Source organism: uncultured Rummeliibacillus sp. (genome assembly GCF_934216135.1).
GTDB lineage: Bacteria > Bacillota > Bacilli > Bacillales_A > Planococcaceae > Rummeliibacillus.
Genome location: NZ_CAKQBI010000001.1, coordinates 24,009 through 44,540, shown reverse-complemented (window position 1 = coordinate 44,540; position 20,532 = coordinate 24,009). Strand labels below are relative to the sequence as shown.

At 34.9% G+C, this 20,532-nt stretch carries 20 protein-coding genes; 2 read left to right on the top strand and 18 right to left on the bottom strand.

The annotated features are described in order from the left end of the window. Nucleotides 1–14 precede the first annotated feature (14 nt). The 17 genes from ftsW to Q0977_RS00145 form a co-directional block, all read right to left on the bottom strand. Nucleotides 15–1,100 carry a putative lipid II flippase FtsW gene (gene ftsW / locus Q0977_RS00220; protein WP_124217210.1) on the bottom strand — a complete coding sequence of 362 codons (1,086 nt, stop codon included), beginning with the start codon at nt 1,098–1,100 and terminating at the stop codon, nt 15–17. Nucleotides 1,101–1,124: 24 nt separating this feature from the next. Continuing rightward, nucleotides 1,125–2,477 carry a UDP-N-acetylmuramoyl-L-alanine--D-glutamate ligase gene (gene murD, locus Q0977_RS00215; protein WP_119414204.1) on the bottom strand — a complete coding sequence of 451 codons (1,353 nt, stop codon included), beginning with the start codon at nt 2,475–2,477 and terminating at the stop codon, nt 1,125–1,127. Beyond that, complete coding sequence (gene mraY / locus Q0977_RS00210) at nt 2,477–3,448, bottom strand: phospho-N-acetylmuramoyl-pentapeptide-transferase (RefSeq protein ID WP_124217209.1); 972 nt, start codon at nt 3,446–3,448, stop codon at nt 2,477–2,479. The genes murD and mraY overlap by 1 nt, the downstream gene beginning before the upstream one ends. Nucleotides 3,449–3,524: 76 nt before the next feature. After that, nucleotides 3,525–5,441: a stage V sporulation protein D gene (locus tag Q0977_RS00205; RefSeq protein ID WP_299509430.1), complete on the bottom strand. Its 1,917-nt coding sequence runs from the start codon at nt 5,439–5,441 to the stop codon at nt 3,525–3,527. Between the two features lie 69 nt (nt 5,442–5,510). Then, nucleotides 5,511–7,649: a penicillin-binding transpeptidase domain-containing protein gene (locus Q0977_RS00200; protein WP_233547995.1), complete on the bottom strand. Its 2,139-nt coding sequence runs from the start codon at nt 7,647–7,649 to the stop codon at nt 5,511–5,513. A 32-nt stretch (nt 7,650–7,681) separates the two neighbouring features. Continuing rightward, nucleotides 7,682–8,053 carry a cell division protein FtsL gene (gene ftsL / locus Q0977_RS00195; RefSeq protein WP_119414200.1) on the bottom strand — a complete coding sequence of 124 codons (372 nt, stop codon included), beginning with the start codon at nt 8,051–8,053 and terminating at the stop codon, nt 7,682–7,684. A gap of 15 nt (nt 8,054–8,068) precedes the next feature. Next, nucleotides 8,069–9,007: a 16S rRNA (cytosine(1402)-N(4))-methyltransferase RsmH gene (gene rsmH / locus Q0977_RS00190; protein WP_119414199.1), complete on the bottom strand. Its 939-nt coding sequence runs from the start codon at nt 9,005–9,007 to the stop codon at nt 8,069–8,071. A 21-nt stretch (nt 9,008–9,028) separates the two neighbouring features. Continuing rightward, entirely contained in the window at nt 9,029–9,460 is a 432-nt protein-coding gene (mraZ, locus tag Q0977_RS00185) for a division/cell wall cluster transcriptional repressor MraZ (protein ID WP_124217360.1), read from the bottom strand. A gap of 334 nt (nt 9,461–9,794) precedes the next feature. After that, the gene (bshC, locus tag Q0977_RS00180) at nt 9,795–11,411 is read right to left on the bottom strand and encodes a bacillithiol biosynthesis cysteine-adding enzyme BshC (protein ID WP_124218547.1); all 1,617 of its coding nucleotides are present in this window, start codon (nt 11,409–11,411) and stop codon (nt 9,795–9,797) included. Nucleotides 11,412–11,488: 77 nt separating this feature from the next. Beyond that, nucleotides 11,489–11,857: a DUF3397 domain-containing protein gene (locus tag Q0977_RS18245; protein WP_367269416.1), complete on the bottom strand. Its 369-nt coding sequence runs from the start codon at nt 11,855–11,857 to the stop codon at nt 11,489–11,491. Between the two features lie 20 nt (nt 11,858–11,877). Beyond that, entirely contained in the window at nt 11,878–12,804 is a 927-nt protein-coding gene (locus Q0977_RS00175; RefSeq protein ID WP_299509420.1) for a ketopantoate reductase family protein, read from the bottom strand. Between the two features lie 112 nt (nt 12,805–12,916). Continuing rightward, entirely contained in the window at nt 12,917–14,458 is a 1,542-nt protein-coding gene (locus Q0977_RS00170) for an acyl-CoA carboxylase subunit beta (RefSeq protein WP_299509418.1), read from the bottom strand. Nucleotides 14,459–14,482: 24 nt separating this feature from the next. Beyond that, nucleotides 14,483–14,695, bottom strand: coding sequence for an acetyl-CoA carboxylase biotin carboxyl carrier protein subunit (locus Q0977_RS00165; RefSeq protein ID WP_299509416.1), 213 nt, complete (start codon nt 14,693–14,695; stop codon nt 14,483–14,485). Nucleotides 14,696–14,908: 213 nt separating this feature from the next. Next, nucleotides 14,909–15,298, bottom strand: a complete 390-nt coding sequence (locus tag Q0977_RS00160; protein ID WP_299509414.1) for a transcriptional regulator — start codon at nt 15,296–15,298, stop codon at nt 14,909–14,911. Between the two features lie 53 nt (nt 15,299–15,351). Next, entirely contained in the window at nt 15,352–16,113 is a 762-nt protein-coding gene (locus Q0977_RS00155; protein WP_119414191.1) for an enoyl-CoA hydratase/isomerase family protein, read from the bottom strand. Nucleotides 16,114–16,288: 175 nt separating this feature from the next. Beyond that, entirely contained in the window at nt 16,289–16,462 is a 174-nt protein-coding gene (rpmF, locus tag Q0977_RS00150) for a 50S ribosomal protein L32 (RefSeq protein WP_102692762.1), read from the bottom strand. Between the two features lie 24 nt (nt 16,463–16,486). Then, complete coding sequence (locus Q0977_RS00145; RefSeq protein ID WP_119414190.1) at nt 16,487–17,020, bottom strand: DUF177 domain-containing protein; 534 nt, start codon at nt 17,018–17,020, stop codon at nt 16,487–16,489. Between the two features lie 126 nt (nt 17,021–17,146). Between Q0977_RS00145 and Q0977_RS00140 the strand changes: the two genes are divergently transcribed. Continuing rightward, complete coding sequence (locus tag Q0977_RS00140) at nt 17,147–18,346, top strand: nucleotidyltransferase (RefSeq protein ID WP_299509403.1); 1,200 nt, start codon at nt 17,147–17,149, stop codon at nt 18,344–18,346. Here Q0977_RS00140 and Q0977_RS00135 read toward each other — a convergent pair whose 3' ends face one another. After that, nucleotides 18,347–19,396 carry a SepM family pheromone-processing serine protease gene (locus tag Q0977_RS00135; RefSeq protein WP_119414188.1) on the bottom strand — a complete coding sequence of 350 codons (1,050 nt, stop codon included), beginning with the start codon at nt 19,394–19,396 and terminating at the stop codon, nt 18,347–18,349. It lies immediately after the preceding gene. Nucleotides 19,397–19,580: 184 nt separating this feature from the next. On the opposite strand from Q0977_RS00135, the gene Q0977_RS00130 reads away from it, so the two are divergent. Further along, a complete protein-coding gene (locus tag Q0977_RS00130) occupies nt 19,581–20,498 on the top strand; it encodes a hypothetical protein (RefSeq protein ID WP_299509400.1) in 918 nt (305 codons plus the stop codon). Nucleotides 20,499–20,532: the final 34 nt, after the last annotated feature.

Genomic DNA, 20,532 nt, shown 5'->3' with positions numbered 1-20,532 from the left:
CTCCTTTCTAAAAATTATCTTTCTTTAGAGAAATTCCAAACTATTCCAATTGCAATCCATGTAACAACTAGCGATGTACCTCCATAACTAATAAATGGTAATGTAACACCTGTTACTGGTAATAATCCAGAAACAACTCCAATATTTAAAAAAGCTTGAAACCCTATCATACCGATTAATGTTGCAATACAATATAACGAAACTTTGAGACTAGATTTAAAAGCTAATTTAAACCCAGCATAAAGCAACACACCAAAAGCTAATATGATGGCCACAGCTCCGATAAAGCCCATTTCCTCTGCAATAATAGAAAATATAAAATCATTCTGTGGTTCTGGCAAATACAAATACTTTTGACGGCTATTTCCGAAACCAAAACCATACAATCCAGCTGGGCCGATTGCAAGTAAGGACTGAATTGCTTGAAATCCACTTCCGAGAGGATCAGACCACGGATCTACAAAAGCCTCTATTCGTTTAAGACGATATGGCGCAGAAAGGATTAACCCTACTAATCCTAAAATACCTGCAATGATAAGAAAAACATAAAAACGAATTGGGTAACCTGCTATAAAAAAAAGTAAAAAAACTGAAACGATTAGGATAAACGCTGAACCAAAATCTGGTTGCAACATTATAAGACCTACCGGTATAAACAAATATAAAAAATGCCGCCAATGAATCTTAGGACCAGTAGATTTTTGGTTTGCCAAAACAAAACTAAGCTTTACAATTGTAGCAATTTTGGTAAGTTCAGATGGCTGTAAACTAAGTGGGCCAACTGCAATCCAACTTTGTGATCCATTTCGGACAACACCAATTCCTGGCACTAAGACTGCGACAAGCAAAAGTATAGATAGCCAATATAGAAGTGTCCAAGTCTTTTCCGATTGCAGGCCGTTATACCGACCGCAAAAAGAGAAAACTAATAATGCCACTCCAAGAAAGACTAGCTGTTTAACTAAAAAAGGTGCTGTTTGTCCATAGTGAACTTTTCCCCAGTAAGAACCAGCAGAATACACAAAAACTATGCCAATGACAGTCAAAAATAAGGTTGCAATCATTAACGAGAGTCTTTCACGTTGTATCAGGCAAGGCATCCTTCCTATACTTTTTAGTGGCAACTATTTCAATAACATAGCTGCTTCGATAAATAAATCTCCTCTTGTTTCGAAATTAGGATATTGGTCCCAACTTGCACATGCTGGTGATAGTAAAATAACATCCCCAGGTTCAGATAATTCAGCAGCTTTCGGTACAGCTTCTTGAATATTTTTTGCATGAACAATTGTTTTAACGCCACATGAAGACGCAAATTCTGCGAAACGATCTGCAGTTTGTCCAGATACTACAATCGCATGCACATTCGCCATAAATGGTCTTAACTCTTCAAACGAATGTCCACGATCTAAACCACCTGCTAGTAATACGATAGGTTGTTTAAATGCGGCAAGTGCACTCTTAGTAGCTAATGTATTAGTTGCTTTAGAATCGTTGTAAATTTTGCGTCCTTGCCATTCACGGATAAATTGCGTACGGTGTTTAACTCCAGTAAATGAATTTAAAACATGTTCCATTTTATCCTTAGGACAATTCACAATAATAGCAGCTGCTACAGCGGCAAGTACGTTTTCTAAATTGTGTTTTCCAGGTAATGCTATAATATCCCGTTTCATAAATGGTTTACCTAACCAATAAATCATGTCATCGTCTGCACTAATTCCATCTTCAATAACACGAGTTGATGAAAATGGAATTAGATGTGCTTTAGACTTTTTAGCGTAAGAAGAGACAATTTCTTGGTCTGCATTATAAATTAAATAATCAGATGCATCTTGGTTTTTCGTAATGTTGAATTTTGCATTACCATACGCTTCCATAGAACCGTGATAGTCAATATGTGCTTCAAACAAATTTGTCCATATAGCAATCTTCGGTTTAAATGTTTCAGTACCCATAAGTTGGAATGATGATAGCTCAGTCACAATTATATTATCGGTAGTAGCTTTTTCTGTTACAGTACACGCTACTGTACCGATATTACCAGCGATTAAAGGATTCAAACCACCTTGGTTTAAAATATGATATAACAAAGTTGTTGTCGTTGTCTTCCCATTTGAACCTGTAATACCAATCATTGGTGCTTCGCTAATTAAATAAGCTAACTCCACTTCTGTCCATACAGGGATTCCTCTTTTTACTGCGTCTTGAACAATAATGTTTGTATAAGGAATACCAGGGTTTTTGATGACTAGTTCAAACCCTTCATCTAACAAATCTTCTGGATGGCGACCACAAATAACGGTAATTCCTTGTTGTAGAAGCTGCTGAGCATCTTTGTTTTCTTCAAAAGGTTTTGCATCATTTACTGTGACAAAAGCGCCCATTTTATGAAGTAACTCTGCAGCAGCTACACCACTTTTAGCTAAACCTAGTACTAATACTTTTTTGTGTTCCATTATGGTTAAGTTTTTCATTATAATACCTCCGGAACCACTGCAATCAATGCTGCCACTAATGCTGTTAACCAGAACGTTAGGACAATTCGCCATTCAGACCAACCTGAAAGCTCGAAATGGTGATGTAGTGGACTCATTTTAAAAATTCTTTTACCTGTTAATTTGAAACTTGTTACTTGCATCATAACAGATAAAGTTTCAAGTACAAAAATTATTCCAATTAATAATAATAAAAGTTCTTGACCAACTAAGATTGATAACATGGCTAAAGCTCCACCTAATGCTAGTGAACCAGTATCCCCCATAAATACTTTTGCAGGGTTTGCATTAAAGATTAAGAAACCTAGTAGGGCACCTACAACTGAAAATGCGAATATGGCTGCATCTAATTGATCATTTAAAAGTGCTAAAACACCATAAGCTGCAAAAGCAATAGAAGCAGTACCTGAGACTAAACCATCTAATCCATCTGTTAAATTGACTGCATTAGAGAAGCCTACTAACCAGAATACTAAGAATAGTACATAGGTTAAGCCTAAATGTATTGCAAAATCAGTAAATGGTATTTGAACTGTATTATGAAACGTCCCCATTTTCAATAAAAAATAGGCCGCAATTGAAATAACAATTTGTGCAATTAGTTTTTGTAAAGAAGTTAATCCTAAATTACGTTTGAAGATGATTTTAAGTCCATCATCTAAAAAGCCAACAACTCCAAAACCAATAAGTACGAGCACTAAAATAATGGTTTGAGATGTAAAAGCACCTTTTACTAGACTCATAATAACGGTAGTGGCAATAATTGATAATAAGAAAATGACACCACCCATTGTAGGGGTACCTGCCTTTTTCATATGTGATTTTGGACCTTCTTCACGAATACTTTGACCAAATTTAAAGCGTCTTAATAATGGAATGATAATCGGCCCTAATATGACCGAAATAATAAATGAAATTGCTAAAATAATTAGCATTGTTGCGATTGACATGAAAAAATTCTCCTTCTATCCTTCTTTAGTACATGTACTATCATAGTAGTTTCAGATTCATTTTTAAAGACTAAGATTACTCTTTTTCTAAATAAACGTGAATAGTCCCATCTTTAACGATTTGTGCGTCAGCTTTTGGAAGTTGAGATGCTATTTTATCGCCTTCTCCATGCCACTCTAATCGGAATGGATATAACATTCCAGATATCTCTTTTTTCGTTTCACCAACCAAGTTGGGAACTCGGACTTTTTCGATATCTCCCCAACGATACTGTTTCTCAATTTGTTCTTTACGATCAGTAATTCCCACAATTGGATGAATATCTTCAATTATTTGACCAACAATCGGTGCGGCTATAACACCACCAAATTGCGGGCCATTTTTTGGATTATCAATTGCTACATATACCACTACTTTAGGGTCATCTGCTGGTGCAAATCCAATAAAAGATACAATGTATTCTCCGCTCTTGTAGCGCCCATCTTCAGCCTTTTGAGCTGTACCTGTTTTACCACCAATTCTTAAATGATCACGATAAGCCCCTCTACCTGATCCATTTGCAACTACCGATTCTAATGCTTCACGAACTTTTGCAGATGTCTCAGATTTTATGACTTGCCGTTTTTCAGTAGGTTCATATGTTTTTAAAACTTGACCATTGTCACCATTAAGAATTTTTTTAACGATATATGGTGTCATTAGTTTTCCACCATTAACAGCTGCAGATACAGCCTGAACTTGTTGAATTGGCGTGACAGAGATACCTTGACCAAATGACGTGGTTGCATGTTCTACAGGTCCATAATTTTTAGGTGCAAATAGAATACCTGTTGATTCGCCAGCCATATTAGAACCTGTCACCTGACCAAATCCAAAATCACGAATATACTGTTGAAGTTTAGTAGGTCCTACCCGTCTTCCCAATTCAATAAAACCAGGATTACATGAGTTTTCGACTACTTCCATAAATGTCTCTTGTCCATGACCTTCCCTTTTCCAACATCTAAGTCTAGCACCTTCAACTAAGGTATAGCCTTGATCATAAAAAGAATCTTTTTTCAAATCCACTACATCTTCTTCTAATGCAGCACTTAGTGTAATAATTTTAAAGGTAGACCCCGGCTCATACGTCATCCATACTGGTAAATTGCGATTATAAATCTTAGAATCTACTTTTTGATACTCTGCAGGATTATATGTAGGATAAGAAGCTAATCCAAGAATCTCTCCAGTATTAGGATCCATAGCAATTCCTATCGCTTGATCTGCATCATACTTTTCCATGGCTTGAGACAATTCTCTTTCAATAACCTTCTGAACATCGACATCAATGGTTAGTTCTAACGTAGCACCATCTTGCCCTTCCTTCCAGCCATCTTCAACATGAGGTAAATTTGCACCTTTTGCATCAGTAAATAAACGAATAGCAGATTCTTTTCCTAATAACAAATCGTTATACTGATATTCTAACCCTGCTAAGCCTTGCATGTCACTACCAGTAAATCCTAATAATCTTGAGAGTAAGACTCCATATGGATAATCTCGAATATAATCCAACCCAGTATAAAGGCCAGGAATTTGTAATTGCTGGATTTTTTCTGCTAATTCATAAGAAATATTTTTTCCTTGGGGTGTAATCTTTACAATGGTCACCCTTTTGTTTAGCTTTTCTGCTAATTCTTTTTCGTCCATTTGTAAGATAGGTGCGAGTTGTGCTGCAACTTTATCTGGTTCTTTATTTTGTGCTGGCATAAAGTAAAGCGTTGGCGCGAGTTTATTGCCTACTAAAAGCTTGCCACTTCGATCCACAATATTCCCTCGCAAGCTTTTCATAGGCACTTCACGGTCCCAATTTTCTTCCGCCTTTTTTGTTAAAAATTCATGTTGAATAAATTGAACAATAACTAATTTTCCAATAAGCAATAACCCTAAGCAAATGAATATCATCATGACAATTTTCAATCTAACACTTACTTTTTTAGTAACCCACATAGTTGGACAAATCACACCTTTTTACATTCAAAGTATGATTTTCAAAGGGTAGCTATGCTTCTTTTCGAACTATTTATACTGTTCTTGTGGTTTGACCATTTTTAATATAACTTTTTGATTTCCTTCATAAATTGTACCAGCTTTAATATTTTGCTTTTGTACAAAACCGTCCCCTTGGATACTAATCTTCATCCCTGAGAGGGTTTGGTACGTTATAATATCCCGCAATGACCATCCAGTGAAATCTGGTATTTTTATATTGCCAGATGTTTTGATGAAAGCATGACTATTGTATAAAACTTTTTGGCCTTTATTTGGGTATTGATTTGTGACTTTACCTTCTGAGCCAATTAATACTGTTTGGATATTCTTAGACTCTAAATCTGTTATAACTTCAGAAGATTCTCTTCCGACTAAGTCATCCATTACAATAGATTTAGTAGTACTCGTTTTGGAAGGCTTGATATTCAAATACTTTAAGCTGCTTTCCATAACAGTATTAAACACTTTAGAAGTAGGTTCTGATCCAACTTCTGTTACACCTAAATTTGGTTTTTCAATTGCGACATACATGATTAACTTCGGATCTTTAACAGGAGCCATTCCTAAGAAAGAATATAGGAAATTATTTTTCCCCCAATAATAACCACCTGTTGGTTTTGGAATTTGAGCTGTACCAGTTTTTCCTGCTACCTCGTACTCCTTACTTGCAAAATTTTGTGCGGTCCCTTTTTCAGAAGTAACTGTTGTTGCTAATGTTTCTCTCACTTGTTTAGCAGTATCTGCAGAAATTGGTTTTCCTTTAACAATTGGGTTATGTTCTTTCACAATATCGCCTGTGTTAGGGTCTACAATTTTTTTAATAACATAAGGCTGCATCATTTTTCCGTCATTTGCGACAGCTGTAAGTGCTTGAATTAACTGAATTGGCGTAACAGTAGATCCTTGGCCATAGGTTGTTGTAACGCGGTTAATAGGATATTCATCTAAAATCTTCCCAGTTGCTTCGTTTGGTAAATCAATACCTGTTTTTTGACCAAAGCCAAATTTCTTTAAGTAACTAATAAAAGTTTTATCTCCTATTTTTTTCAATAGATTTGCCATTCCTACATTTGAAGAACGTTGAATTCCTTCTAAATACGTAATTGTTCCCCAACCTACTTGGTTAGCATCTCGAATTATACGATCATACACTTTGTATTGACCAGATTGATAGACTTCATTTGGATTCCATTTTCCCTCTTGAATTGCAGTCGAAAGTGTAAATGTTTTCATCGTTGAACCTGGTTCTAACGTAGTTTCAGTCATTTCATTAATCCAACTACTATTTAAACCTTCACCTGTTTGTGGGTTAAATGTTGGTCGTTGTGACACCGCCAATATTTCGCCCGTTTTAGGATTGGCAACAACTGCAACCATCGATTCCGGTTTATATTGTTCATATACTTTACTCATAGAATCTTCAAGGAAATTTTGTATTGTTTTATCAATTGTTAAGTATACATTCTTACCATTCTGCGCCGGTTGTACCATTTTTTCGCTATTTGGCAATAGATAGCCAAACAAGTCACTTTTATATTGAACATGACCATTCACTCCGGAAAGCTCTTTGTTATAAATAGCTTCCAGTCCCATTTTCCCTACAGTTTGCGCTTGCGCGTTTTCTTGATTTTCTTTTCTGGCGATACCGATTAAATTAGAAGCAAACACGCCATTTGGATAAAACCTTTTGTTATCTTCTTCGAAAATAATACCAGGTAATTTCTCTTTTGAAATTTCCTCCATTACAGTATGACTAATATTACGCCCTGCTGAACCAAATTCGACTTGGGAAAGTTCTCTTTTTCCTTTTTCTGTTTCAATATACTTTTTCGTCAATATTTTATATATACTTTTTTCATCCATATTGATATATTTGGACAAAATCATTGCTGTCATTTTTGGATTTTGCACATGTAGCACCTTATTAGTTCCTTCTGATGCTTTTGGGTTAATAACTGCTACAAGACGATAACTTATCCCATCTTTTGCAATAACTTGCCCCTGTCTATCGTAAATATTTCCTCGATTAGCTGTAATGATTTTCGATTTTTCATATCTAGCTGCTGCTTTTGCTGCTAATTGTTGTCCCTCAGCCTGTCCTGTTACTTGAATATAGAAAATTCTAAAAAACATTAAAAAAAATAGGAGCCCATAGATGATTAGCATCGTGGAGGCTCCCCATTGAAATTTACTCTTTTTCATTGTCCTGACACTACTTTCACGTTTTTTTCGTTAAGTTTTAAGCCCATAGCTTTTGCTTTTTTCCAAATACGATCATATGTCGAAAGTTCGCTTACTTCCATTGACAACTCTGAGTTTTGCTTTTTAATGTCATCTATATTATTTTCAGTCTTTTGTATTTCAACTGTTGTGCTATTAATAGAAGATTGCACATTTAAATTCATGACTGCAATTACAGTAATTACTGCAACCATACCAATCATAAGTAGCTTTTCTATCTTCGTTACTCTACTTTTGATAGGCCTTGTTACATTCTTTTGGACAGTTTTTTCTGGAGCCATGGGTTGCAATATATAATTATGCTGTTCTTCTCGCTCTTGTAGTGCCACATTTATCAACTCCTCTTAGTCTTTTATTCTTTCTGCAATGCGAAGTTTTGCAGATCTCGCACGATTATTCGCTTCAAGTTCTTCATCTGATGGTAATATCGGTTTTCTTGTTACAAGTTTTATAGATGGTGTTAGTTCTTTTGGTATTACTGGTAATCCAGGCGGAAGATCCGGTAAAGAAGATGCTTCTTTAAAAATTGACTTACACAAACGATCTTCAAGAGAGTGGAAAGTAATAACACTCACTCTACCACCTACACCAATGACCTCTAGTGCTTGTTGCAAAGATTCTTCTGCTGCACCTAACTCATCATTAACAGCAATTCGAATTGCTTGGAATACTCTTTTCGCAGGATGTCCACCTTTACGTCTGGCTGCCGCAGGTATTCCTTCTTTAATAAGTTCTACTAGTTCACCTGTTGTACGAATTGGTTCTTTATTTCTTGCTTCTTCTATTTTCCGAGCAATCTGTTTAGAAAATTTTTCTTCACCATAACGGTAAAAAATTCTCACTAAATCATTGTAATCCCACTCATTAACAACATGAAAAGCTGTTAGTTCAGCTGTTGTATCCATCCTCATATCCAATGGTGCATCTTGATGGTAGCTAAACCCTCTATCAGCATTATCTAGCTGTGGAGATGAAACTCCTAAATCATATAAAACGCCATCTACTTTGGATAATCCTAAATTTGCAAGTTCTTCTTTTAAATAACGGAAATTTGAATGGACAAATGTTACACGATTGATGTAAGGGGCTAATCTAATTTTCGCATTTTCAATAGCAGATAAATCTTGATCAAAACAGATGAGGCGACCTTCATCAGACAACTGTCTAACAAGGTACTCACTATGTCCTGCGCCTCCTAAAGTACAGTCTACATATATACCGTCAGGACGAATGTTCAATCCATCAACGGTTTCTTTCAGTAATACGGTCGTATGATTGAACAACTGAAATCCTCCTCTTTGTTGCTATATATCAAAGTCAATCATATTCTCAGCAATCTCATTAAAAGAATCCTCAGATGTTGTAAAGTAATCTTGCCAAGATTGCTGTGCCCAAATTTCAATACGATTGGACACTCCGAGAATGACGCATTCTTTTTCTATATGGGCGTATGATAACAAATTCATGGGAATATTAATGCGGCCTTGCTTATCAAACTCTACCTCGGTTGCACCTGAAAAGAAAAATCGTGTAAATGAACGTGCATCCTTTTTGGTCACAGGTAAGTTCTTCAATTTCTCCTCAAGTTTTCGCCATTCCTCCATAGGATATCCAAACAAACATTGGTCTAATCCACGTGTAATGACAAAACCTTCTTGGAAATAATCTCGGAATTTTGCCGGTATAATCAAGCGGCCTTTGGCATCGATGTTATGTTGATATTCCCCCATGAACATGGTACTCACCCCACTATATGAAAATAGATTACCACATTCCCCCACATTCCTCCACTAATTCATAAATAATTCAAAGATAAACTTTAAAAATACGTAAATTGTCCTTGAAATCCTTTTTTACTCTACATTTTTAATGGAATTTTCTTATTTTTCTCCTATCTATTGCTTTGCAAAATTTATAAAAACAAAACTATTATCTTTTTCTATTACTTTTCTCATGCAAAAAGGATACCTCAATGAGATATCCTTTAGATATAAGATATTTTTTTATCATCAAAACATCAAAAATTTATTTCAATGCAAATCATTCTATGTTTAATTAGTCAAAAAACTCCTATAAGTAAATCACATTATGTTGACCATTTAGCTTAAATTGTAATGACAGCATATCCTTAACTAATTCTTCTCCATACTCATTCATAAATTGGAATGGATTAAATGTTCTTTCTTGTAATCCACCACCCGGTAATAAGCGATCTTCAATCGTGCGGTATTTCCTTAATTGTACATCATTTTGTAGCAATACTTCATTTTCAATTTTTCTCATTAAGAAATCTAATTGTGATTCGTGAATTGATAGATTTTTATCAACTAATTTTTCTAGATTTATATTCGTATTACGTAAATGCTCTTGTATTACGTCATATTGTGTTCTCAACAATTGTTTTGTTTTTACTATCATTTGTTTTGATTTCTCATCATAGACCTTATCCTCAAATGACATTCTACGAGTTCCTGTTTTACCAGTAATAGCATCTGGCACTGTAATCTGGACTTCTTCAAGTAAGCTTTGAACTTGTCGATCTACAATCGTCATGTTCATACGTGGGACAAAAACCGGCACTTTCATGCCTAATGTTTCGAAGGCATCCTTTAAAGTTGACCAATAAGCTAGTTCGCCTGGGCCTCCTACAAATGCTAGTACAGGAAATACCATATCTTGCATTAATGGACGGGTAACAACGTTATTACTTAAACAAGTAGGATTCTCCTTAGCTAATTCTAACATCTCACTCGTCGTAAATTGGACATTCGCCATATGATTGATAAATTTACCACCATGGCGTTCTAATAAGAAACGTTCACCATCTTTGACATAGAAAAGATTTGCAGCTTCTTTTGTCGCACCAATAGGTGTTCCGTATCCTAGTTCTGTTAAATCTGCTTCACGAATAGTTACTACATCTGCTATTTCTTCTGCATTTTGAATGATCTTTTCAAAATAAGGTGACTCATATTCACGTAAACTTGAATATGCTGCATCGATAAATAATAATCCTTCTTCTTTAAATAACCAGTTCATCAATCGAACAAAGAAATCCGTATATGTTGAACTTTTTAATAATATAGCGTCTATTTTAGCTAACAGGTCTCCTGTGTATTCTGTTTCACCATATTGCATAAACGTTTCATGGATAAATTTCCGCGTTGTTTCAACATCAAGCATCGTTGTAGATGCCATTGTTTTCCTCTTTGAACGTTCGCCGTAAATATGTTTTTCTAATCGTCCATTAACAGCAGTAAATGTATGATTGATCTCATCGATATCGTGATCCTCACCTGCAATCCAAAAAACAGGTACAACAGGAATCCCTAATTTCCCACGCTGTTGTTGTGCTAACAAAATAACAGAAATTGCTTTATGAACAGAGTATAATGGGCCTGTCAATAAACCGGATTGTTGTCCGCCTATTACGACGACAGCATTCTCTTCTAATTCTTGAAGATGTTTTTCTGCTTTTTCGGATATTTCTAATGGCTCCATAAACTTTCTGATTACCATCACTAATTGTTCACGACGTATAGGATGTTTTTGTAAATCTTCTAATCTTTTTGAGAATGACTTTTCTTCATTTGGATAATGAAAAAATGATAATATAGATGATTTTCCATGTCGATAATCGTCTAATAAATGATTCGTTACAGGAATCTCAATTTGTTCCAATTTCATAATATTTGTAAACTCCTCTATGATAGTTGACTATATTGAAGTATAACATCTACCATTAGTTTATTTAAAAAATACGCTCATCGTGTTGCTAATTCAATTATTTTTAAGACCAAACCTACAAACCATATTGCTATGTATGTAAACGTAAGAACTAAAAACAGAAAACGCCATATTTTGCGGAATAGAGGCATTAGTTCTATTTCTTTTCTTGTCCTCCATTCTATCGTAGTGAAAACGATAGCAATAATACTAGCGATAATCAAAACAATAAAACCTATATCATACGACCAAATAAATTTTACTGAAGCTTGTATTGAAAAAAGTAAAATAAACGTCGTAAGATCAGCAGCTTTACTAAATATATTTTTCCGCTTATTCGAAAACTTTTTTAGAATTATATAACTAATCCCCAAAAATACAAAAGGACATAATATTAAAACGTCCATAATAATTGATAGCAAAACCATCAATTATTTCCACCACCTTCTTGCATTGCTAGCAATATAGAATAACAAGTTGACAACATAGGCAAGTTATATCCTCTTTGTTGTGCTAACTCAATGATGCCACCTATAATGGTTTCAATCTCCATTATTCTTCCATTCAAATAATCTGCAAGCATCGAAGAGGTATTCGTTGCAGTACTTTCACATACATCTTTCACATCTCCGTAAGATAGCTGAGATTTTTGTTCTGGAAAGGCTTCAATTACTTCTTGATATAATTGATGCAATAATTTTGCACTATATGGATTGGTAATAAGCTCTCCATTTTTTACTTTTAGTATAGTGGTAAGCGTGTTCACAAAGCAATTTAATAATGCTTTTCGAAGTAACATTTTTCTGTAATCATCCAAAAGTACAACAGGAAAGAAATTTGCATCCAAACTATCAAACTTTTTAAATTCGTTTTTTCTCCCCCTCAATTGAGCGATTTTTAAATCCCCAATTCCTCTATGAATGACTGTATTTTGATTAACTTTTTCTGCTCCAAACTCAACCGTTCCTAAATAGATAGTATGTTGTTTTAGTGATTTGGCAATTTCTATATGACGTATCCCATTTTGGATAAATAATAACTCCGCATTTACTGGTAACTTGTCGAATAATGATTGTAGTTCATGTAAATGATGGTACTTTACTGCAATAATCCAAATCGCCTTAACATCCAAATCATCAGGATTTGTACTTACTTTAAAGGTAACATTACTTTGTAGACCTTCATTATTTATAAAACTCACACCATTATTTCGAATCTTTTCCTCTTGTAGTTTTGAATGGACAAGCAGTTCTACTTTATGCCCTTGCTTGACTAGACAATTGGCCATTACTAAGCCAACAGCCCCTCCTCCAACAATTACAAAATGCATTTTCACACCTTCTTTTGTCCTCATATTAACTCTCTTCAAGTTAACATAGGAACGATTCAGCTCAAAATAGCTGTCTTTTCTAAAATACTCCGATAAAAGATCCGCCTAATATAGGCGGATCTTAGCATTAATAGTATTATACAGGATATACTGGATGTTTTCGATATGGTGAGATAACTTGTTTTGAGATTAAATTTTCAAACCTGTTACTAATGGATTGCCGAAGATTTTCAGGTGAAATAATATCATCAATTATTAACTCAGAAGCTAGCTTAAAAATATCAATTTCTTGTTGATATTCTTGTTGCTTTTGTTGTATAAATTGCCGTCTTTCAGTTACATCTTCAATTTGTTCTATTTTATTTGCATATACTGCATTTACCGCAGCTTCTGGACCCATTACTGCTATCTGAGCAGTAGGAAGCGCAATACAAACATCAGGCTCAAATGCCGGTCCACACATCGCATATAAGCCTGCTCCATACGCTTTTCGTACAATGACAGATATCTTCGGAACTGTCGCACTACTCATTGCAGCTATCATTTTGGCACCGTGACGAATTATCCCATTCTTCTCTACTTTCGTACCAATCATAAAACCTGGTACATCTGCTAAAAATAAAAGAGGGATATTAAAAGCATCACAAAGATTGATAAACTTAGCCGCTTTATCAGCTGAATCTATAAAGAGTACGCCGCCTTTTATTTTTGGTTGATTGGCTATAATACCCACTGCTTTTCCATCTATTCTTGCTAAACCTGTAATAATTTCTTGCGCAAATAATTTTTTTATTTCAAAAAAACTACCTTGATCGATTAGTTGTCCTATTGCTTCATACATATCAAACGGTGCATTTTGATTTTGAGGTATAATATCCCCCAACCTTCTTCCTTCTATCGGCTGTACAGGAATACCATTTGTTGGTTTATCGCTGCAATTCTGTGGAAAATACGTTAAATATCTTCTTGCTTCCCGAATTGCCTCTTCCTCAGTTTTGACTAGTATATCCCCACAACCACTTATAGAGCAATGCATCATTGCTCCACCCATTTCTTCCAAAGTAACTTTTTCACCAATTACTTTTTCTGCCATCCTTGGTGATCCTAAATACATAGACGCATTACCTTCTACCATAATAACTACATCACAAAATGCAGGAATGTATGCTCCTCCAGCAGCTGATGGTCCAAATAGCAAACAGATTTGCGGAATTACTCCCGATAAGCGAACTTGATTGTGAAAAATCCTTCCAGCACCCCTGCGTCCAGGAAACATAGCTAATTGGTCTGTAATTCTTGCACCTGCTGAATCTACTAGATATAGCAAAGGAACTAGACTTTTTTCAGCTGTTTCTTGAATACGAATAATTTTTTCGACTGTATGAGTTCCCCACGATCCCGCCTTAACAGTTGAATCATTCGCCAAAACGCATACAGTTTGTCCACCTATTTTGCCAACAGCTGTCACTACGCCATCAGCAGGTAACCCTTCTTCCTCACAATTCGCAAAACGACCATCTTCTTCGTATTTTCCATTATCAAATAATAACTCTAGCCTATCACGAACGAATAGCTTATTTGTTTCAGCTAGTTTTTCATGATACTTTTGGGCGCCACCTGCAAAAATTGATTCTAATGTCTTTTCTAATCGTGAATTTTTTAATGTCTCTTTTGTCATTTCGCATCTCCCTCATAATCCTGATTAAGAAATTACTACTAATGAATCGTTTTCATTAACAAAATCACCTTCTTGGACAAGGATTTCACTAACAACCCCATTTACAGTCGATTCAATAGGTATTTCCATTTTCATAGACTCTAAAATAACAACTGTTTGTCCTTCTTTTATTTCTTCCCCTAATTTCACGTCAATGTGAAATACGATCCCTGCCATAGTTGATTTTATATTCATCATTATTTGCCCCCATTTCTGATTTGATAGAAATAATGTTGCTTACTATTATTCTATTTAAAAATCGTGAGAACATTCGAGTTATCATAAAAAAACTATATTATAAAAAACAACAACAACTTAAAAACGCAAGATAACAACAATCAAATCTATAATAAAAAGACGTTGAGATCTTTTAGGCAACAAGTGATTGCTTGAAAATCAAAAAAGAAACATCTATTCAGATGTTTCCTTTTTTAAAAATTGAGTACCTGTTTCAACCCATTGAATTAGTTCCGAATAATTATGTTGAAGTTGATCATATTCATCCTTCAACTCATAGTAAGCTTCAGATAATTGATCAAAACTTGTTAGCGCTTGCTTTAAATGCGTTCTCATCATTTGCTTTGGTTGAGATTTTGCATTTTCCAATTCTTTTTCATGTATTTTGCGTAATGTTTTATTCCATCTAAATCCACAAGCTTGCTTTGTTCTACCTAATGCCTCTGCAGCCTCTTGAAAACCAGCTAATTGCGAGCGCCCTTCACTAACGGCCTGTAGCACAATTTGTGCTAGACGGTCATCATCTTGTTGAAGCCATTGGTCTTTTCGTTTTTTTATTTCCACTCATATCACCTCGCATTTTTTACTAATATATGCGAGGTTTTTAAGTTTAGAAGTTATTTTGCCTTTGATAGAAACTGTTTTACTGCATTATGATGCTCTTCACTTTCCCATAACTTTGCGCACGTTTTAACTTCATCCATCACACGATCAAATAGATGTCGTTCCCTCCATTTACGTAGCTCCATTTCCTTATACGCCTTGTGAACATTTGGATGAACTTTTCGCATATCTGCTATAAATTCATCTAAAGCCTGTTCTTTATCAGTTTCAAATACACGCATTGCAAAGCCAATCTCATAAAGTAAGTTTGCTGGATATACCTTTGCATCTACTAACATTTTTAGCGCTCTATCATGACGTAATCCTCTTTCAAATAGATACGTTCCTCCTCCCCATCCAGATGTAATCCCTAGTGTTCCTTGTATAAAACCACATTTAGCTTCCTTTTTGACCAATCGAAAATCACAAGCAGTTGCGATTTCACAACCTCCACCAACTGCTGTCCCATTTACTAGTGCGATTGTAGGTACTGGTAATGTTGCAATTTCATATAAGATTTTCGCCATTTTACTTAACATACCAAAAGCTTGTTCCTCTGTATGAAGATTATGAAATTCCGCTAAATCCCCTCCAGAACAAAAAGCTTTATCACCTTCACCAGTAATTACTAGAAATCGGACCGATTCGTGATTATGTACATACGTAATAACCTCTTTAAAGCCTTCCATCACTTCATCATTAATCGCATTACGTTTTTCTGGACGATTAATCGTAAATGTTAAAATACCATCTTGCTCTGAAAAATAATATGCCATTTCTAAATCCCCTTTGTTTAATTTTTAGAATTATCAATTATTTTATCATAAATGGATGCTTTAATATAAAGTAAAGATTTCTAGCACTTTAAAAAATTAAATAAGCTAATATATAAAAAAAGACTACTTGAGAGCCATGGTCTCTCTAGTAGTCTTTTTTAGAACAAATACTGAATTATTTGCTCACAACTTCTTTACCTTTGTATTGTCCACATGCTTTACATACATGGTGAGCCAATTTAAGTTCACCACAGTTAGGGCAAGCAACCATACCTGGTACAGCTAGTTTAAAGTGTGTGCGACGTTGACGTTTCGCAGTTTTAGAAGTTCTTCTAAATGGTACAGCCATTGATGGCACCTCCTTACAGATCGGTTATTCGTCTGTTTGATCAAAATACTTAGCTAAAGCAGCCAGTCTTGGATCCGTTTTTTTTGCGTCTTTTTCTTTTTGACTTAAAAGCTCATCTTCTGTTAAATAAGACCAATCGGCGTTATTTTTTGGAGCTGGCTTTTCAGCACCTTCTTTGAACACTTGTATTGGAATTTCTAATAATATTAGCTCTTCTAAAACAGGGTCAACATCGATAACTTCGCCTTCAACAAGATGAACATTATCATATTCATCAGGATCTACTGTATCGGACCAGCTGAAAACTTCATCTGATTCAATATCATAAGTGAATTCGACATCTTCCCAAGTTCGTGAACAAGGAAGTATAAGTGTGCCAGTCAAATGAAAATGACAGTTCAGTTGACTCGCACCAAATGTGCAGAATCCTTTTACATGAACGGGTGTACTACGGCGAATGTCCGTATTACGACGCATAAGTCCGTCCAATTGAACAATTTCGTCAATTGGCATCCCGTTTTGGCGATATTTAGATAATTGTGGGATTGCCCATTTCATACATTTATCACCTCAAGACAACAAAGTTGATTATATAATGCTAATTTATAGATGTCAAGATATTTTCTTGTCACTAGACAAAAGTCCTCGTATAATCATATTACTAAGTATAAACGGGGTGAAGATTTGATTGCAACAGGTATTATTGTCGAATACAATCCATTTCATAACGGACATCTCTATCATATCAAACAATCACGAGAACTTACAGATGCAGATGTAATTATTGCAGTTATGAGTGGTCATTTCTTACAGCGTGGTGAACCTGCATTCGTGGATAAGTGGACAAGAACAAAAATGGCACTAGAAAATGGTGCAGATTTAGTAATTGAACTGCCTTATATCTACGCCACTGCACAAGCAAGCGATTTTGCTAAAGGTGGTGTTCTATTATTAGAAGCACTGCAATGTGACTTTTTATCTTTTGGAAGCGAGCAAGGAGATATCACACCGTTTTTGAATACGTACGAGCTTCTAGAGGCCCATAATGATAAATTGCAGGAAAACATTAAGCGTTTCGTTAAAACTGGTTTAAGCTACCCTCAAGCACTAAATACAGCCTATCAGCAGCTACTCTCTGACACCGAGCTTACATATGCCGATTTAACAAAACCTAATAATATCCTTGGTTACCATTACGTAGAAAATATAAAAAAATACAATACGAACATTAAACCAATTACGATTCAAAGAATTCAAGCAGGTTACCATGAGAAAATAGACAATGGTAAAACAATTGCCAGTGCAACAGGTATACGCCAAGAAATTCAAGAAAAGCATTCCCTACAAAGCGTCACTTCTTTTTTACCAAAATCTTCGCTCCAAACATTAACTGAATGGCACGAGGATTTTAAACATTTTGCTAGTTGGGAACTTTTTTGGCCATATTTGAGATTCTCTATCCTACGACTATCACCAGAACAGATTGCATTATATGCTGAAGTCACTGAAGGAATTGAATTTTCAATCATTCAAGTAGCAAAAGAGTGTAATGATTTCAATAGCTTTATGCATAAAGTTAAATCGAAGCGATATACATGGACAAGAATTCAAAGAATGCTGACACATATTTTTACAAATTTCACATGGCAACAGCTACACTCATCGAATAAACCTAGCTATATTCGCTTACTTGGTATGAGCAAAAACGGGCAACATTATTTATCCGAACGAAAAAAATTATTTACTCTACCTGTTATTAGTCGTGTAGCGAGTTCAAGTGATTCGATGCTACTACAAGATATTCATGCAACAGATTTATATATGCTAGCTCTTGGAAAAAATAAAATGGGTATGGATTATAAAATCCCACCCATTCGATATTGATCATTTCTTTTCTGGAAGTTTTTCTAAATATTCCAATGCATCATCTACATTTTTTACAGGTACGATTTTCATCTTCGTACCTATTTTTTTGGCTTTTTTTACTGCTTCTTGGTAATTTGATTGTATCCCAGGATTTTTTTTCTTTATTTCTTTTGACAACGTATCATCTGGTGCAAAGAAAATTTCCACCCCGGCATCATCTGCAGCAATTACTTTTTTATCTATTCCACCAATCCGGCCAACATCACCTGTTTCAAACATTTCACCTGTACCAGCGACATTGTATCCTTTTGTTAGATCGCCTTTCGTCAATTGATCAATAATTTCTAAAGTGAACATTAATCCTGCGGAAGGGCCGCCTATATCTTCTGCATTAATCTTAACTTCAGGATTTGTAGTAATAGATGTACTGTCAGCAAAAGTGATACCTAATCCAACCTTCCCGTCAGCACCTGGTATTTTTTTTAATGTTATTTTTTTCTCTAATGTTTGGTGATCACGTTTTATTTTTACTTTCACGTGATCCCCTTTTTTCTTACTAGCTAAATAATCTACAAGTTCTTTATGCTTATGAATTTTAATATCATCAATACCAATAACTTCGTCACCGGTTTCTAAAATATTATCAGCTGCACCTTTTTCTACAACATAGTATACATAAACACCATTATAGTTAATCTTATATTCCAAACCTGCCTTTTTAAAGGCAACAAGTTTAGCATTAAATTGTGAATCAGTCATTAGTTTAAGTTGCCGATTATTATAATCCTTATCACTTTCATGTGGACTACGAACTTGACTGTCTTTTAAAATTTCCTTTTCATCACTGAGATTCGCTAACACATAGGTAAATGGTGTAGCAACTGACATCGCTACCGTCATCATACTAAGTTTTCCCTTACCAGGTTCATCAGCATTTTCTACTTTTACATAATTATCTAAATCATATGCATCGCCGGGTTGCATAATATAATAATGCAATGGGTAAACAAAGCCAATTATGACGATTGCTACAACAACAATTAGCGTAAAAAACTTTTTTAACTTCATTGTTTCACCTCCAAATAACAACTGCCAACAACATATAAAATACTGTTCTATTACAACTGTTCACTAAGTTTATCACTAGTTTGCTTTTTCTTAAAGTAAAACTCCCACCTAGCTTTTACATACAAATAATACTCCCTTTGGAGATTACTTCGGTTCTAAAGCGAAAAAATAATTAGAATGGATGATGTACATCGTATTACATTACAGCAATATATTCCTGTGCTGGCTCTTTATACTACTATTACTATTACAACCTGGACTAGCCCATCAAGGTGCCGATACAGGGATGGAACTTTTTATCGATCATTTATTTCCATATTTACTTCCTTATCTCATATTAACCCAGTGGCTTTTACGATTAACGAATATATCTAGTATTCCTCAGCATTCAAAATGGAAATTTTACTTACAAATTTATTTTCTTAGTGCACTTGGAGGGTTTCCAACTGGAGCTGCTACCATTAGTTTCTTGTTAAAACAACAACAAATCACCAAAAAAGAAGCACCTTTACTACTAGCTATATGCCATGCACCAAGTCCACTATTTGTTGTTGGTTTTGTGGGTGTGGAAATATTAAAAAGTCCTATTAGTGGATGGTATATGCTTGCTATTATCCATGCTGTTAATATAGTCATGCTCATCGTATTCATACTCAAATTTAGAAAAATAAATGTAAGATCTATCTCTACTAAAAAAACTTCTACTGAATCAGCATCACCACTTATTGAAAGTATTAAAAATAGCTTACCAACAGTACTTTTAGTAGCTGCTACAGTTATTTTCTTTACTACAATTAGTTATGTATTAACTGAGACATTATTACGATTTGTACATCAATTACCCGATTGGATCATGTTAACTTTATATACTGTTCTTGAAATGACGTCAGGACTTGACAATGCTCAAGATTTATTTGCACATTCACAATGGCTAGAATTGATTGTCATCACTATCTTAACGATGCAAGGATTAAGTATTCATCTACAAGTAGCGGTCCTAGCAAAAGAGGCTAATATTTCGATGGTTCCATATGTATATACAAGGATTTTTCAAACATTTTTGATTCCTTTCTTATATTGGCTTATTTTTCTATCATTCTAATACATAAAAAGGTTACCAAGTAAAATTTACAAGG

What these genes read in the sequence shown, in the direction of transcription:
- ftsW (WP_124217210.1), bottom strand. Translation starts at nt 1,100, where the DNA reads ATGCCTTGCCTGATACAACGTGAAAGACTCTCGTTAATGATTGCAACC.
- murD (WP_119414204.1), bottom strand. Translation starts at nt 2,477, where the DNA reads ATGAAAAACTTAACCATAATGGAACACAAAAAAGTATTAGTACTAGGT.
- mraY (WP_124217209.1), bottom strand. Translation starts at nt 3,448, where the DNA reads ATGTCAATCGCAACAATGCTAATTATTTTAGCAATTTCATTTATTATT.
- Q0977_RS00205 (WP_299509430.1), bottom strand. Translation starts at nt 5,441, where the DNA reads ATGTGGGTTACTAAAAAAGTAAGTGTTAGATTGAAAATTGTCATGATG.
- Q0977_RS00200 (WP_233547995.1), bottom strand. Translation starts at nt 7,649, where the DNA reads ATGCTAATCATCTATGGGCTCCTATTTTTTTTAATGTTTTTTAGAATT.
- mraZ (WP_124217360.1), bottom strand. Translation starts at nt 9,460, where the DNA reads ATGTTCATGGGGGAATATCAACATAACATCGATGCCAAAGGCCGCTTG.
- bshC (WP_124218547.1), bottom strand. Translation starts at nt 11,411, where the DNA reads ATGAAATTGGAACAAATTGAGATTCCTGTAACGAATCATTTATTAGAC.
- Q0977_RS18245 (WP_367269416.1), bottom strand. Translation starts at nt 11,857, where the DNA reads ATGGACGTTTTAATATTATGTCCTTTTGTATTTTTGGGGATTAGTTAT.
- Q0977_RS00175 (WP_299509420.1), bottom strand. Translation starts at nt 12,804, where the DNA reads ATGAGGACAAAAGAAGGTGTGAAAATGCATTTTGTAATTGTTGGAGGA.
- Q0977_RS00170 (WP_299509418.1), bottom strand. Translation starts at nt 14,458, where the DNA reads ATGACAAAAGAGACATTAAAAAATTCACGATTAGAAAAGACATTAGAA.
- Q0977_RS00165 (WP_299509416.1), bottom strand. Translation starts at nt 14,695, where the DNA reads ATGATGAATATAAAATCAACTATGGCAGGGATCGTATTTCACATTGAC.
- Q0977_RS00155 (WP_119414191.1), bottom strand. Translation starts at nt 16,113, where the DNA reads ATGGCATATTATTTTTCAGAGCAAGATGGTATTTTAACATTTACGATT.
- rpmF (WP_102692762.1), bottom strand. Translation starts at nt 16,462, where the DNA reads ATGGCTGTACCATTTAGAAGAACTTCTAAAACTGCGAAACGTCAACGT.
- Q0977_RS00145 (WP_119414190.1), bottom strand. Translation starts at nt 17,020, where the DNA reads ATGAAATGGGCAATCCCACAATTATCTAAATATCGCCAAAACGGGATG.
- Q0977_RS00135 (WP_119414188.1), bottom strand. Translation starts at nt 19,396, where the DNA reads ATGAAGTTAAAAAAGTTTTTTACGCTAATTGTTGTTGTAGCAATCGTC.
- Q0977_RS00130 (WP_299509400.1), top strand. Translation starts at nt 19,581, where the DNA reads ATGTACATCGTATTACATTACAGCAATATATTCCTGTGCTGGCTCTTT.